15 protein-coding genes are annotated in these 15,371 nt (G+C 37.1%); 8 read left to right on the top strand and 7 right to left on the bottom strand.

Features of this window, described 5'->3' with window-relative positions; genetic code table 11:
* The first annotated feature begins 117 nt into the window (after positions 1–117).
* On the top strand, positions 118–885 hold the full coding sequence (locus tag AAEU29_RS11675; RefSeq protein ID WP_421973505.1) for a DsbC family protein: 768 nt from the start codon (positions 118–120) through the stop codon (positions 883–885).
* Between the two features lie 65 nt (positions 886–950).
* Here the strand turns inward: AAEU29_RS11675 and AAEU29_RS11670 are convergent, their stop codons facing one another.
* The 4 genes from AAEU29_RS11670 to AAEU29_RS11655 all read right to left on the bottom strand — a co-directional run bounded on the left by AAEU29_RS11670 (position 951) and on the right by AAEU29_RS11655 (position 5,221).
* Positions 951–1,244 carry a flagellar biosynthetic protein FliQ gene (locus AAEU29_RS11670; protein WP_421973504.1) on the bottom strand — a complete coding sequence of 98 codons (294 nt, stop codon included), beginning with the start codon at positions 1,242–1,244 and terminating at the stop codon, positions 951–953.
* A 136-nt stretch (positions 1,245–1,380) separates the two neighbouring features.
* The gene (locus AAEU29_RS11665) at positions 1,381–3,615 is read right to left on the bottom strand and encodes an ATP-binding protein (RefSeq protein WP_421973503.1); all 2,235 of its coding nucleotides are present in this window, start codon (positions 3,613–3,615) and stop codon (positions 1,381–1,383) included.
* Between the two features lie 451 nt (positions 3,616–4,066).
* Positions 4,067–4,999, bottom strand: a complete 933-nt coding sequence (locus AAEU29_RS11660; protein ID WP_421973502.1) for a sodium-dependent bicarbonate transport family permease — start codon at positions 4,997–4,999, stop codon at positions 4,067–4,069.
* A 3-nt stretch (positions 5,000–5,002) separates the two neighbouring features.
* The gene (locus AAEU29_RS11655; protein WP_421973501.1) at positions 5,003–5,221 is read right to left on the bottom strand and encodes a hypothetical protein; all 219 of its coding nucleotides are present in this window, start codon (positions 5,219–5,221) and stop codon (positions 5,003–5,005) included.
* A 123-nt stretch (positions 5,222–5,344) separates the two neighbouring features.
* Here AAEU29_RS11655 and AAEU29_RS11650 point away from each other — a divergent pair, with 123 nt between their 5' ends.
* Positions 5,345–6,277, top strand: coding sequence for a LysR family transcriptional regulator (locus tag AAEU29_RS11650; protein ID WP_421973500.1), 933 nt, complete (start codon positions 5,345–5,347; stop codon positions 6,275–6,277).
* Here AAEU29_RS11650 and AAEU29_RS11645 read toward each other — a convergent pair.
* Positions 6,267–7,121, bottom strand: coding sequence for a hypothetical protein (locus AAEU29_RS11645; protein ID WP_421973499.1), 855 nt, complete (start codon positions 7,119–7,121; stop codon positions 6,267–6,269). The genes AAEU29_RS11650 and AAEU29_RS11645 overlap by 11 nt on opposite strands.
* 283 nt (positions 7,122–7,404) lie before the next feature.
* Between AAEU29_RS11645 and AAEU29_RS11640 the strand changes: the two genes are divergently transcribed.
* The 5 genes from AAEU29_RS11640 (at position 7,405) to AAEU29_RS11620 (ending at position 10,506) form a co-directional block, all read left to right on the top strand.
* Complete coding sequence (locus AAEU29_RS11640) at positions 7,405–7,866, top strand: hypothetical protein (RefSeq protein ID WP_274759814.1); 462 nt, start codon at positions 7,405–7,407, stop codon at positions 7,864–7,866.
* 36 nt (positions 7,867–7,902) lie between these two features.
* Positions 7,903–8,511: a superoxide dismutase gene (locus AAEU29_RS11635; RefSeq protein ID WP_421973498.1), complete on the top strand. Its 609-nt coding sequence runs from the start codon at positions 7,903–7,905 to the stop codon at positions 8,509–8,511.
* Positions 8,512–8,621: 110 nt separating this feature from the next.
* Complete coding sequence (locus AAEU29_RS11630; protein ID WP_421973497.1) at positions 8,622–9,260, top strand: TonB family protein; 639 nt, start codon at positions 8,622–8,624, stop codon at positions 9,258–9,260.
* A gap of 78 nt (positions 9,261–9,338) precedes the next feature.
* Positions 9,339–9,896 (top strand): RNA polymerase sigma factor, encoded by a 558-nt coding sequence (locus tag AAEU29_RS11625; protein ID WP_421973496.1) that lies wholly within the window; start codon positions 9,339–9,341, stop codon positions 9,894–9,896.
* A complete protein-coding gene (locus tag AAEU29_RS11620; protein ID WP_421973495.1) occupies positions 9,889–10,506 on the top strand; it encodes a hypothetical protein in 618 nt (205 codons plus the stop codon). The genes AAEU29_RS11625 and AAEU29_RS11620 overlap by 8 nt, the downstream gene beginning before the upstream one ends.
* Before the next feature lie 39 nt (positions 10,507–10,545).
* Here AAEU29_RS11620 and AAEU29_RS11615 read toward each other — a convergent pair whose 3' ends face one another.
* On the bottom strand, positions 10,546–11,154 hold the full coding sequence (locus tag AAEU29_RS11615; RefSeq protein WP_421973494.1) for a glutathione S-transferase family protein: 609 nt from the start codon (positions 11,152–11,154) through the stop codon (positions 10,546–10,548).
* 111 nt (positions 11,155–11,265) lie between these two features.
* Here AAEU29_RS11615 and AAEU29_RS11610 point away from each other — a divergent pair, with 111 nt between their 5' ends.
* Positions 11,266–12,144, top strand: coding sequence for a LysR family transcriptional regulator (locus AAEU29_RS11610; protein ID WP_421973493.1), 879 nt, complete (start codon positions 11,266–11,268; stop codon positions 12,142–12,144).
* 38 nt (positions 12,145–12,182) lie between these two features.
* Here AAEU29_RS11610 and AAEU29_RS11605 read toward each other — a convergent pair whose 3' ends face one another.
* Complete coding sequence (locus AAEU29_RS11605) at positions 12,183–15,368, bottom strand: cellulose synthase subunit BcsC-related outer membrane protein (RefSeq protein ID WP_421973492.1); 3,186 nt, start codon at positions 15,366–15,368, stop codon at positions 12,183–12,185.
* Positions 15,369–15,371: the final 3 nt, after the last annotated feature.

The raw sequence follows: 15,371 nt of genomic DNA, 5'->3' as shown, positions 1-15,371 counted from the left end.
TAAGACATTGATAATTAAAGTTTTATATCTTTTTATAGTTAATTTTAGATAGTTTTAAATGGGTTTAAACAAAAGATAATGTACGTTTGGTTTTTCTAATTTAAAACCGAGTTACATATGTCATTACTAAATAAATTTATAACGCTGTTATTTACATTGTCGCTTTTCTTAAGCGCTGCATTTGTCCATTCTGAAACGTTGCAACCATTTACTAACCACAACCAGCAAATCGCCAAAATTAAACGGGCTCTATTTGAACTACTTGGCAAGGAAACCAAAGTAACTATCGAGCCTTATAACAACGATTTTTACCTTGTTATTGCCAATAACCAGCAATTCTTTTCAAGCTCTGATGGTAAATACTTGTATTTGGGGCAAGTCATCGATACCCAGAGCAAGATAAATATCACAGAGGCTGCGCAAAAATTACAACGTTTATCACTACTAAACGAAATGCCAAGAGACGTATTGTTAAGATATAAAGCCAAACAACAAAAACATCTGATCACCGTTTTTACCGATATCGATTGTCCCTTCTGTCGCAAGCTTCATCAAAGCATTGAGAACCTAAATCAACAAGGGGTTACCATTGATTATGTAATGATCCCAAGAGGCGTAAAAGGCAGTGCTGCATTTAATAAAACAGCTGCGGCGTTATGTGCTAAACGTCCACAATTTGCCATGAACTCTGCTATGTATTCGGGTAAATATGAAGGTGAGATAAAAGAGAGCTGTAATCAACAACTGCAAGCGCAACAAAAAATTGCAGCGCAGTTTGGCTTTACCGCAACACCCACAATCTTACTTGAAAACGGTGAGGCAATTTCAGGGCTAATTTCACCATCTGATTTAATGGCGCGTTTGAAAACAGTTCAAAAAGGCTAAGATTTAAATAAAAATAGCGTTTTGCATAAAACAAAGCGCTTAACTCATATTACCATTTGATTTTGTTAATTTTTTGGCTCAAGGTGAGTAAATGTGACTTTTTGCCATAACATCCAACTTAACACCACAGCAATTAAAATAACCACCAAAAACGACGGTAAAAAAGCAAAATTCATAACGTTGATACCGATGCCGACAAATATACCAACAAAAAATCCCGCTATTGTCGCATTTTTCCAGTTTTTACTTACTTCAATACGTTTTTTACAATGGGGGCAAGAGTACTTCCAAGGGTTTATATTACGAAAGCTATTTAAAAAATTAATACTGTGATTGCACTCTGGACATTTTGGATTCATCTTGTTGTTCTCTTAATTGTTTTCCTTTACCGCTGCAAAGAATAATGACTTTTAAGACGACTAACGAATTTTTGTGCCCAACGGCTTACCAAGATGTTTTTTGGTACAAAAGGTACCTTAAACAAAGTTTAATACGTTAATTCTGGGCTAAATTTGTTTTTGAAATTACTTTTTTTATTTCAGCCAATAGGTTTTCAGGGTTAATTGGCTTACTGACATAGCCGTTCATACCCACCAGAAAACAGTGTTCATCATCACCTTTCATCGCATTGGCTGTTAATGCAATGATTGGAATCGTTTTGCAATGGCTAAACGAGGGGTCATTTCGAATGACTTTAGTGGTTTCATAACCATCTAATTCTGGCATTTGACAATCCATCAAAATCAAATCGAATAATGCCGCCTTTTGGCCTTTTAATATTGCTAATACTTCTTTACCCGTTTTAGCACTAGTGAAATTAACATTCCAATTTGCCAGTATTTGCTCGGTAATAATTAAATTAACTGGATTGTCTTCAGCAATCAGTAATTTTAGCCCAGATAAATCGACAAGCGATGGCGCTTGCTGCTGTCGTTTATGACACGTACTTAATTTAATAACGTCAAACGCAGTAACAGGCTTATGCCACATAAATTGTAACCCTGAATGACTTGAAAACTGTTGTTCTAATTCGCTGCGAGGGGTGACAATAAACCCAACTTTTATATTTTTGTCTTGGTAAGTAGCGAGTAAGTTATTTAAGTCTTTTGGTGCTATTTCACTGTTACACAAATCAACAATGAGTAAGCTGTCCTTCTGCTGTGATTGCGGTAACTGAGTAATTAAGTTTAACGTTATCGCATATTTGTTAAATTCGTTTTCCAAATTGGTTTTAAGTGTTTGGTCTTTTGAATAAAGCGCTACTTTTGTAAACATAAACTTAGGCAATTCGCGACTGGACTTATCATTAACCTCAACGCTTGCGGAAAATCTAAAATGCGTGCCTTTTCCTTTTTCTGATGAAATTAATAACGCATCTCCTTGCATCATTTGGCATAAACTTTTAACAATAGTGAGTCCGAGCCCAGTACCACCAAACACCCGTGTCGTAGATGCATCACACTGGCTAAATGATTGGAATAGTTTGTCAGTAGCATGCGCTTCAATGCCTATGCCGGTATCTAAAACATCCCCTTCTAAAATCCAATTTTGATCATTGCTTTGTACTAACTTAACACTCAGTTTTACATGCCCTTTTTGTGTAAATTTAATCGCATTACTGAGTAAATTAGTGATCACCTGACGAATTCTAATGGGATCACCATAAATAAATTGTGCGTTTAGTAAATGGGTATCGAGTTGGAAGGTTAAACCTTTCTTCGCAATATCGATCGAGAACGATTTAACCACGCTATCAATCAGCTGATAAATATCAAACTCTTCTAAATGTAATGTGAGCTTTCCAGACTCAATTTTTGAGAAATCTAAAATATCATTAATAACACCTAACAAAGTATAAGCACTGCTACTAGCCAGCACTTTATAGCGTGCCTGCTGAGAGGTGAGTTCATGCTCTTTTATTAATTCTAAACTACCTATAACCCCATTTATGGGTGTTCTTATTTCATGGCTCATATTAGCCAAAAATTCTGATTTTAATTGCGAGTGATGTTCTGCATCTTGTTTGGCTTGCTCTAACTGGTGATTTATTTCAATTAGCTCTGTCTGGTAACGTTTGTTCTTTTGATTGCGGTATTCACCAATCATAATTGCAAAAGCAAAGTTAAAAAGTAGCTGGCTTGCAAAAAGCGCGATAACAAAAAGTTGAGTTTCAAAAGTTGTATCTTGCTGCAAAGTAACTGTGCTTTGTCCATTAAACATCAACAACTTATTTGCTGATGTGCTAAACATCAGCAAAAGGCTAATACAAATAAGTAAACTTGAAACTCGGTACTTACTACGGCCAAAGCGATACAAAATACAGATAATCCACGTTGACGATAGCGTTACCATAATTACACCGAGAATAAATCGGCTCTGATAACTTGGCAGCACAGAAGAAAACAAACTATGTAAAACCGCATAAGCAGTGAAATACGCCATCATAAACCGTTTAGGAATAGCTTTATCACATGCCAAATACAAGCCAATAATAATCAGTAAAAATGCGCCTTGTGCGAAAAAATTAGGCAAAATAAACCGTAATGGAATGGGCAATAAATCCTGCAACGCAAATAACAGCATACTGATGGTAAAAAAACAGGGCGAAAGCGCCCAATAACGCGCAGCGCGAATATCCCTATTTGCGAACCATAAAAAGATAAGCGATATCGCCGAGATTAAAACCCCGACACCACTCATTAGAAGTAAAGATAACGTTGATAGCTGCATTAATTGTCATCAATTAACATATTGAGATTACTCAAAGAATAACCGTGGCTTGTTTTAAAAATAGAAGAGTAGTAATAACGTGTAAAGGTATGTGAGCTATTGTTGCTTACCAAATATCCCGCTTGTACATTGCAAAAATTAGCAGTAATTAATGCATTTAAGTAGCTAGATAAGTTATAGCAAATTTCAGGACCCCCAAACACATTGCCATATTTGTGTGATATTTAAGAGACAATAATTTGTTACGTTTGAAATAGTTACTCGTTAAAAAGAGGATATATTAGGTGCAGCCCTAATAACCCCATATGATTAAATGGCTTTCACCAAGTTTTTGAATCAGCACCTGTACCAAAGAGACATATTGCAACCAAGCTTGCGATAACTAAATCGTAAAAATAAAAAGCAATACATGTGATATTAGATCAATAAAAAAGCCCCTGTTGGGGCTTTTTTAATTCGCTAAATAACCTGCTAAGGCGATAAAAAAGGGCACACCAATCAACACATTAAATGGAAAGGTAATACCAAGCGAAGCGGTTATCGACATACCTGCATTTGCCTCTGGCAAACTCTGCTTCATTGCAGCAGGCACAGCGATATAAGAAGCACTTGCACCCAGTACTGCCATTAAGGCAATACCACCCGCACTTAAACCAAGCATTACGCCTAAACCTGTGCCTGTCACACCGCCGAGCATTGGCATAAGCACAGCAAAGCTAATTAAAAACACACTGTTCTTTTTTAGCGACGATAGTTGCTCTCCTGCAATAAGGCCCATTTTAAGTAAAAACAGTGCCAGTATTCCCGAGAACAGTTCAATAAAGAATGGTGCTAATTTTGTTACACTCTGCCCGCCAACATAACCAATGATAAGGCTACCCAGCATTAACAAAATGCTTTGATTGGCAATCAACTCTTTCTTCACAAAATGCGCATTTACGACCTTAAAGCTTCCTTTTGCCAGTATTAAACCAACAATAATCGCTGGCATTTCCAAGAGCACTACAAATAACGGAAAGTAAGCCTCGTAGGCAATATTATTTGCTTCAAGCAGTGCCACAGCAACCGCATAGGTTGCCACACTTACAGAGCCATAATGCGCAGCAATAGCGCCAGCATTTATTTTATCTAGTTGACCAAAGTAACGTAAAATTGGGTAGGCAACCAAGGGTAATAATAAACCAAAAGCAACGACTGCTATCGACATGGAAATCAGTGCAGGATCCACATGTTTTTGAAGCGCTATGCCCCCCTTTAAACCGATGGCTATCATTAAAAACATGCTTAAAGTTTTGTAAAGCCCATCTGGAAATGCCATTTTGGCACCCAATAACTGACAAACAATGCCCAGAATAAAAAACGCGACAACTGCATCAATCACCATAATTTACTTCTGCCCCGCACTTTGAAATGAATGAGTTACGCTCGGAGGATGGATTAAATGCTTGTTACGCCCAGCTAGTTTCGAGTAAAGCGAAAAGCCAAACAGCAAAGCTGACACAATCACAAATGCAATTTGTGGCTGTCCAATCAAGTTACTGAGAGCAAAAAAAGCCAATAGAATTGAACTTGTAATCACAGATAAAACAAAACTTCGATTTGTCATAACCATTCCCATCTTTAAAATTAAGCGACAGAAAAAGTTTACACAGCACTTTTGTTAGATAAAAATAGATATTAACTATCTATTAATTAGGTTTTTATCTATTAATTAAATTTAAGGTTAACAATGGCGTCTCGATTACATGCTCATATTGGCACATTTCGCCAGCTAGAAATCCTGTTAGCGGTTTACGATGGTGGTAGTATCAAAGCCGCTGCGGAGTCTTTATTTTTAACCCAGCCAACAGTCTCCATGCAGCTTAAAAAATTAAGAGAAGCCATTGGGCTTCCACTTTACCAACAAGTAGGGCGCAAGATTAAATTTACTGACGCGGGGCTTGCGACTGTTGCAACTAGTCGTCAGATTTTGCAGCAATGTGAAGCGCTTGATATGCATTTATCAAGCTTGCGCGGATTAAAATCAGGAACCTTACGTATTTCATGCGCAACCACAGCAAAATACTTTATCCCGCATTTGCTCGGCCCGTTTTGCAAGCAGTACCCTGGTATTGATATTCAATTTACAGTTGCCAATCGCCAGCAAGTCATTGAACGATTCGAGCAAGGCCTCGATGATTTTTTTGTATTCAGTTATGTGCCAGAAGGGTTAGATCTTGAAGTTAGAGAGTTTATGTCAAATGACTTGGTGGCAATCGCAAATGCTGAACACCCTTTTACAAAACAAAAAAAAGTATCACTAGCAGCGTTTTGCAAAGAAAACTTTATAATTCGAGAAGAAGGTTCAGGTACACGATATGCAACCGAACAATTCTTTAAATCGCAAAATATATCACCCAATATAAGAATGACAATTGCCAGTAATGAAGCAATTATTCACTCGGTTTTATCTGGTATGGGCGTATCCATATTATCTACTCACACCCTCGCTTTTGGGGATAGTTACAATGTTAAAGTAATTAATGTGGAGTCACTGCCAATTCAATCTAAATGGTCATTCTGTTGGGCAAAATCGCAACAACTTTCCCCTATCGCCCAAGTGTTTCTTGATTATGTAGCCAACGAGGGTAAAGACGTGATGACAAAAGCCATTAGGTTATAATTGAATCCGAGCTAAATTGACATTTAGGCGCATCTGAACAGCGATATTCTTGTGTTGTTTGATTGAATAACACTGGACTTAAACAATAAGGACAATGTTTGTCTATTGTTTTTATTGTTGGCGTTATTTTTAACGGGATTACTTTATTTTTTACTCGGTGGCGCTTCATTAGCCAAACTGAAAGACACACAAAAAATAGAAAACATGATAGCAAACCAAAGGCTATAAAATAGCTTGAATTATCTTGCAGCACCTTTACAAAACCCATTTGTGGTGTCGGTGTTTCTCCACTTTTTGCTTCGGTAACGGGTGTTATTAATACTGGCTCACCTGCTCTTTTAGCAAAGGGTTTTAAATCATAATTAACAGCTTTATTGGCATCGGCCATTTTTGATGACCAATAAACCTCAAAGGCTTGTTTTTGTTTCGTTTTATTCTCTGAACAGGTAACAAAATCAGTTGTTGATGGATTTTTAACTCGACACGCTTTAGGTATTTTATAGTATGCCTGCCAAGCACTTTGCTTTTCGCCGTTATACATTGCAGCAAAAGAGGACATGTCAGAAATGGCAACATGGTTAAACGGATTATGAAATGCGTGTTTATTACCTGTAACTACCGAATACGGATTTTGATTTTGTTCGTTGTCCTTACATAAACGACTATATTCTTCAAATGTTGCTTTATATTGGTGATTCAAATAGTCATTTGAGTTTTGGTTAAGCTGTTTTCGAATAGCATCTCTTTTTTTCGCAAGGTCGATACATAACTGTTTATTTGAAGTCGAGTCTGCAAGAGTTGCATTACTAAATAACACGAACAAAACGCCAAAAATCCATTTCATTTTAATAACCTATCTCCCTAAAACACATTTAAGGTAAAGTCTTTATTCTTTAGGGTCAACCTTCTCATTTATGTTAGACAGCCAATTAAAAATCACATTTTCTTTGTGAGTTGTTTTTTACTTTCAATCTGAAGTGAGTTGACACCTTTTTTCACGTTAACCTCATATAAATCACCCTGAACTTTTAAACTAAATCCATATAAAACTTGAAACACAATCAAATTATAATGATAATTGTTTTTATTTGTATTTTTGAGTTTGCGATTTGTGTATTCATCTTTCTATGTATCATTGGCAAGTAAATATTTGTGAGGGCAACTTAGCATTTGAGTTAAATCACTATTCAAAAGCAATTAAATTTTATGAGCAATGTTTACAACAACTAGCGCTTATTGAAAAAGAAATCTATTCAAACTCTGCTCCTCCAAGCGCTTGGATTATTGACCAATATTTACCAGCTCTCATTGTTTCATACTTAAATATAATCGACTCACATCTTGCCGATAAGCACATTGAAAAGGCTTGTAATTTACTCGAAAAAGGCTATGAAAAAGCACGCATCTGTACTGATACATGCCTGAAAAAATCTGACATGCAACTGCGAAATGTCGCACTGCGTCATTTATCTCAACTTAAACAATACGCCTTTATGTTAGCAAAGCAGGTATCCCAACAGCCTGTGCTTCTTGCAAAGCTTAAAACCATTACCAATACACAAACAATTTTGAACAACACAATTCATTAATTACATATTCATGCACTTCAACTAAAAGGAAACGTTATGGCATTTACACTCCCCTCTTTAACGTATCAGTACGATGCACTTGAGCCACACATTGATGCAAAAACAATGGAAATCCACCACACATTACATCATCAAACCTATGTTAATAAGGCAAATGAAGCTCTTGAAAACACCGAGTTTGAAAATAAACCTGATGAGTGGTTATTAAAGAACATTCATACCCTGCCCAATTCATTACAAAATATTGTCAGAGATCATGTGGGTGGGCATCATAATCACAGCTTATTTTGGCAAATAATGTCACCATTTGGAGGCACCTTACATACAGGTCAATTGGAAATCGCCATAAATAAAACCTTTGGTTCATTTGATGCATTTCAAGCAGAGTTTGTGCAAGCAGCACTTACGCGTTTTGGCAGCGGCTGGGCATGGCTGGTTGTAGATCAAAATGGTGAGTTAAAGGTAACAAGCTCAGCAAATCAAGACAGTCCTTTAATGGAAAATCTCACACCAATTCTCGCCTTAGATGTATGGGAACATGCATATTACTTGAGATACCAAAACCGCCGACCAGAATACATTAAGGCATTTTTCAATGTTATAAACTGGCAAGAAGTTGAACGCCGCTATTTGGCACTCATTTAAGTTGTAAAACTAATTCACTATTAATTTAGCATTTAAATTTTTTAAACTCATTAACCCCTTTTCCTTTTTTGCTGCGTTTTATTGATGAACCATTAAAAAGGAAAAGGCCTATGCTACTTCAACTTGATTCATTTAATACAACACCACAATTTATAAAAACACCGGCTATTTTTGCAATTGCTACTGGCATTACATTTTGTCTATTTGCATTTATGCAATTTTTAATAGCATCTCCGTCGTCAGTTGAGGCAAAAGTACAACCTGAATTTGATATTTCACTGTATCAAGCGAGGCAAGAAAGCGATGTTAAAGTAAAAGCTAAATTAACACCGCCCCCTGAGCCAAAGGTAAAACCGCAAAGACAAACACATATACCCAGTGAGACGGCTATAACAGAAACCCCAACGTTTAAACCCGCAATTGACTTTGAACTAGAAAATACAGATGCTCCCAGTGATTTTGCTAAACAAGATGGACAAGCACAGCCGATCGTTCGAATTCCAGCAAAATACCCACCTGTTGCAGCGCGTGATGGTATTGAAGGATGGGTTGAACTGCGCTTTAACATTGACCCGACAGGTCGCGTAATTGATGCTGAAGTAGTTAATGCTGAACCAAAAAGGGTATTTGATAGAGCAGCATTAAAAGCGCTAAAACGCTGGAAATACAAGCCAAAAATTGAAAATGGCCAAGCGCAAATTCAATATAATCAATCTGTTTTACTTGAATTCAACCTAGAACAAGGGTAATTGTTAAAGTGCTACTTTGATGATGCAAAGTAGCACTTATTCAGTTTGTCGATGTAATGGAAAAGGAGTCGTTAAAATATGCTGTTAACACTCACTACTTGGCTTACGCCAGCGCGAACATCTGAAGAACTGATGTTGGAGTACCAAGAAACCGGGAAAAACCGTTTTTTAAACTTATTAGTGGAAAAGCACTATGATGATGTGTTGCACTTTTTAATAAGCCAATCTAATTCACATTTAGCTGCAGATATAACCCAAAAAACATGGCTAAAAGTAATGGAAAAACGGCATTACTATCAGTCACACAATAATTTTAAAGCTTGGCTATTTACCATAGCAAGACGGCTTTTAATTGATGAATTTCGAAAACAAAATCGCCTAACCGAACTAAACGAAACACATTTTGAAGCATCAGATAGCAAAATACATGAACATAACGATTTGTTGTCGCATTTTAATACTGCGCTAGTTTCACTTAGTTTTTATCAGCGTGAAGCGTTTATACTGCAACAAGAAGGGTTTTCGTTAAGTGAAATCGCAGAAATTACAAACGAAGAATTTGAAACCATAAAATCGCGTATAAGATACGCTAAAAAACATTTGCGCACCTTATTAGAGGGGTTATCCCATGAATAACGAAGATCTAACAACGCTCTACAAAAAAAGAAAAGCGCAATTACAAACTTCAAACCATGAAAAGCGAAATTTTGTTAAGTCGATAGAGCATGGCAAATCAAACCCAAAACCTAAAAGTTGGTTTTTACGTGGGCAATACGCATTAAGCATTATTGCGGTGAGTTTATTAGGTGTTGTTTTATTTCAGCAGCAGTCCCAAAAACCAACGCATTCATTAACACAAGTCGATTTTGGCCAATATAATCAAATTGCTGAAATTAACAATAATGAAAACTCGCTAACATGGGTGCTTGCTAAACAAAAAGATACCCTCGATGTTACTACACAGCAGCAATTAACTCAGTTAACTTGGTATTTTGCAAATCAAGCGCAAGACATTGAAAATCAGAAAATAGTTGCGGTAAAACTACTGAAAAAAGACACTGATTGGTATTTAGAAACGTGTGATGGTGAAACCCTAATCCAAGTGAAACAGTCCATCGTTGCAAGATTAATTAACCAAAGAGAAACCCTTAACGACTTACAAACAGGGCAATGGTTAGCATTAGCACTTGATAATAATGGCTCGCCGCTTACGTTATATGGTGCTCACAATTCTCGCTGCAGTTAATTTATTAGTGTGCTAGCAATCAACTGCTAGCACACTTTTTTAAATGTTTTGTAACGTGTGTGATAAAGGGAACTCAGCTTGCAGTTGTTTTTTATAACTTGCAAAATGCGGATATCGCTCATATAAATCAAAACTTAAAACTTGCCCCCAACCCAAAACAACCGCAAAGTATAAATCAGCCAATGAAGGTAGATTACCAGCTAAAAATTGACGGTTTTCCAATGTATCATCAATTAAATTTAATAGTTTAACAATTTCTTCTTCGGCATTTTGTATTACTACTTGATGATCATGCGAGATTTTTTCAGGATGAAATATCTTTGTGAAATGACCATGTAAACTGCTCGCGATAAAGTTCAACCACTGCAGAGCTTCCATACCTTGATATGTTGCTAAGTCGGGCATTAGCTGTGCATTTTTATGCTTTTGCGATAAGTAAATTAAAATTGCTTCCCCTTGCGTAAACACGTTTTCCCCTTCAACCAATACAGGTAATTTACCAAGCGGGTTAATCGCCAAAAACTCAGCCTGATGTTGTTCGCCTTCAAATAAATTAACACTACGTTCTTGATGCGCAGCCCCAGTAATTTCAAGCACCATTTTTACTGCAGAAGAGCATGAAATTGGAAAATGATAAAGCGTATACATAATAAGCGTCCTATCTCTAATTAATAAAAACTCATTCCACTTTACGGTAAAACCGCTATTAAAAAATTAGTGATGCATGCAGATTAATTGTGCAATAATGCACAGATGAACATGGATGACGATTATCAATACATACTTGCTTTGTATTTAACTGGCAGCTTGTCTGGGGCAGCAAGGCAACTAAACGTAAACCACACCACGGTGGCAAGACGCATTCAATCATTTGAAAAGCGTTTTAATGTCAGGCTATTTGAACGCGTGCCTAAGGGATACCAACTCACCGAGACCGGCAAAGCTGTGTTGCCTGATATTGCCTTGTTAAAAGAGCAGCAAAACAATATTGAGCGTAAGTTGTTTGGCCAAGATAAGTTATTGAGTGGTGAAGTAAATATTACATTAACACCTGAACTTGCAAATCAATTTGTAGTACCTGCCCTAAATGAATTTAATTGTCGCTACCCAAATATTCAAATCAATCTGTTGATTGGCTCTCATCACAAAGATTTATATGCCAGAGAGGCAGATATTGCACTTCGTTTTACACCTTCGCCCAAACAAGGGGATTTAATTGGTAAGAAACTTTTTCGCTCTGAGTGGGGAATTTATACCAGCGACAGTTATTTAAAGCAATTTCAAAATGAACAGCAGATTTTGCTATGGGATCTCGAATTCGAACCTGATTGGTATTTAACACATTTTACAAGCCATCGAATTGTCGCTAAGTTTGACCAACTTGGACCACTTGTAACTGCGGTAAATAACGGTTTAGGAATCGCCAAATTACCCTGTGGTTTGGTAGATAGTATCAAAAGCAGTAATTTGTATCGTTTGGACTTACCAGTCACACCTTCTATCTGGAGCCTTTGGTTACTTTATCATTCTGATTTAAAAACCGCAGCTAAAGTAACTGTGACCAAAGACTTTATCTTCGAGCATTTATCGCAATATTCACACTTCTTTTCTGGCGAACACTCACGTTATTGGCGATAAAATCGTTTAAGCTTTCTTGCAAAGATATCTAAAGCACGTTACTTCATTTCTAACCACGGGCTATACGATTGAAATAGTGATTCTTGGCTTAAAGCATGTTGGCGTGGCCATACGTTTTGACGTTTCGCAAATAAATAACGCAAGTTTATGCCAAAGCGATAAAAGTCAAAGCCTGGGCTTACTTGATATTGAGCGCCTATACCAAGCTCGAAATGTTGACCTAATAGCCAGTGTTTTTCGAGTGAAAAATTCACCCCCACCCCATTGTTTGATTCACCTAAAATGATATCTGGCCGATCAGTCAGTGGATATTGGGCTATATCATCTGTTGAGTAGTCAAAATAAGAGAGTGACGCATCTATAAACCACCAATCAACTTGATTGTATTGATGGTATCGGCCAAATGCTCCCACAACAGCTAACGATTGTGGGCTAAAATAGCCCCCATGACCAAAATAAAATGCATTGCTATTGTGTTTATACTGCTGCCAATTAGCAAAACCACCATACACTAATTCATTTTGTTTAAATTGGGTATTTGTTGCCGCACTTATGTTCACATTAACGCGTGAATTATCAATAGTATTTGTACCTTCAAGTTCGCTGTAACTGGCAAGCAAATTGGCATTCCAAGCAGCGGTTAAATTTTTACTTAAAGCCACCTCCAACCCTTTATCATGCACTTTACCAAATGCTTGCTCGGTATAAGGGTCAATTTCACCCACCAAGGCGAGTTTCGATTCATATACCGGTTTATCAAACAGCTTTACTTTGTAATCCGTGTATTGCCATTGCAATAACCAATGATAGTTTTTATCGATTTGTTCTATTTTTGGCGCCTCAGCCAGCGTGAGTGTCCATCTTTGCTCACCTTGATAGTGATATTGAGCAAGCCAAAAAGTATCTGAATCGCGACTTGAAATAACATTAATCGCCTTGTTGATATAATTACTGCCTAAATTTGCGGTCGAAGAAATACTGCCACTATCTAGCCGATAGCCTTGTAGCCCAATATTAACTTGATGTTTATTAAAGCTTATTGAACCGCCCAATTGCTGAGATAAAAGCCCTAATTTACTGCTTCCTTCGTCGCCTTTTTTATTGATGCTTTCAACGCGATACCAAACAGCCGGTTTATTTAAGTGCAACAAACTAGTGGTGGCATTTTCATTTTCCAAAGCTACGTTTGTTGCAAAGCTTAGCCACTGTGTTTCACCAAAACCAAATTGAGCAAAAATAGCCTTATATTTTGGGTTAGTAGCATAGTTTTGTTTTAACCTTTCAATTTCACTCGTTTTACCTTCCGCTTGGTAGTTAATAATTAAACCAGTTAAGGCGTTCGCGTTATCGCTTTTGCCAAGTAAGTTTTTAAAAATCACATTACTTTCATCATAATACTTAGCGTTACTCAGTGACCATGCATAGACCGTTTGTTGCTCTTCATCCAAGGTTTTGGCTTGTGCTAATTTTCTAAAATACACATTTGCTTTTTCAAACTCACCTTGCTCAAAATAATGTTGTGCTAATCCTTCATAAATTTTTATTTGATACTTGGGATATTTTTCAATTAATGCCAATAGCTGAGTTTCATCTTTTAAACGTTGCAAACAAAGTACTTGCCCAAGTAATGCATCTTCCGTTTCAGGGGCAAGCTCAAACCATGTTTCAAAAACAACAAGCGCTTCACTGACTCTATCTTGTTCAAATAAATACCAAGCTTTAGCTGAGTAAGCCGCAATATAGTGTGGGTCGAGCGTTATAATTTCATTAGCAGCCTCATATGCTGCTAATGAGGGTATAGGGTGATTAGAAAGCTCTTTTTTTAGGGCAGACAAATACAGCGTTTTATCCCCCATTTCTTTTGCCAAAAGCAGGGCTTTTTGATTATCCCCCAGTGCTAATGTTGAGAGCACTATACCTTTTGCGGCTTCAGGATTAGGTTTGATCTGATAAATCTCATCAAACAAAAAAAGTGCACTGTTAAAATGTGAGGTATTGTAATAGTGCCATGCAGTAGCAAACTTAAGTGCCGTATTTCTAGGCCAACGTTTAGCCATAAATTGGTATATTTCGAGTTTTCCCTCAGACGTTGTCGAGTCTAAACTTGCGATATGCATTAAAGTATCAAATTGAATACGATTAATTTGTTGTTTAATTGTTTTGTCTGACACAAGTGTTTTGTGCTTTTCAAAGGTATGATGGGCTGTTAAGTAATTTGCCTCTTTTTTCAAAAAATTACTGTTTAGATATGCCAATGCAAGCTGCTCTTCATGCTTTGCACAACTCATAGCCAGCTTTTCTGTAGCGGATAACTTGTGAGCAATTTTCGCAAATTGCTTAACTGCATTTAATACTGTTTCAAACCCATAACAACGCTCAAGCAAAGAGGCATAATCTTCCATCAGCATTGAAAAATTTATTTTTCTCTGTTTTACCCGCTGTTTAAGTTCTGCTTCAAGTGCAATTAACTGCCATCTAGCCTGCTCTTCAACGGATAATTGTGGCAACAATTCTGCAATTAACTCTGTGCGGCCTAATTCATTGGCTAATGACAAAACACTTGGCAGCACTTGTTCTCGGTTAAAGCCCGCTTGGTATATCGGCCATAACAAATTGAGTGCTTCTTTTTTTTGATTTTGTGCAACGAGGGTAAGCGCTTGACCATGATCAGCGGCAAGGGCAAGTTTGGGTATTTGTTTTGCAAGAGCAAATAAACTTGATGCAAGCGCATATTCTTTGTTGCGATATGCCGCCCAGCCTCTATCAATAAAATAAAGACCTTGTCTAAATTGCTCTTTATCCCATTTAGAATCTATTGACTGTACTGGTTTATGCGCTGTTTTACGGGTTTTTACCTCGAGTGCTTGCTGTGCGAGCTTCTCCAGAAACATTTGTGTTTCTTCACCAAGCGTAATGGGCTCAAAACGAAAAAGGATAGGAACCTCTTGATAACCTTCAATTTTAGAATATATATCAAGTTTATTTAATTGCTGTACATACTGTTCGAAAAAGTGTTTATCTGGATGCTTACCACATCGCACCACATAGGTACCAAGTTGATTAACCAATTCACAGCTAAATGGCACAATGCCACTTACTAAAAGCGCCCGTTCCCTACTTTCATTAAGGTGCTGAGACTGGCTCAGCACCAATGTGAAGTCAGCAAAAGCTGCAGTATTGCAAACGAGCAGGCTTAGGCTAAAAAGCACACTAAACCATTTCATTAG

The sequence above is a fragment of the Pseudoalteromonas aquimarina genome (assembly GCF_049257255.1).
In the GTDB taxonomy this organism is placed as follows: Bacteria; Pseudomonadota; Gammaproteobacteria; order Enterobacterales; family Alteromonadaceae; genus Pseudoalteromonas.
This window is presented reverse-complemented; position numbering and strand designations above follow the sequence as displayed.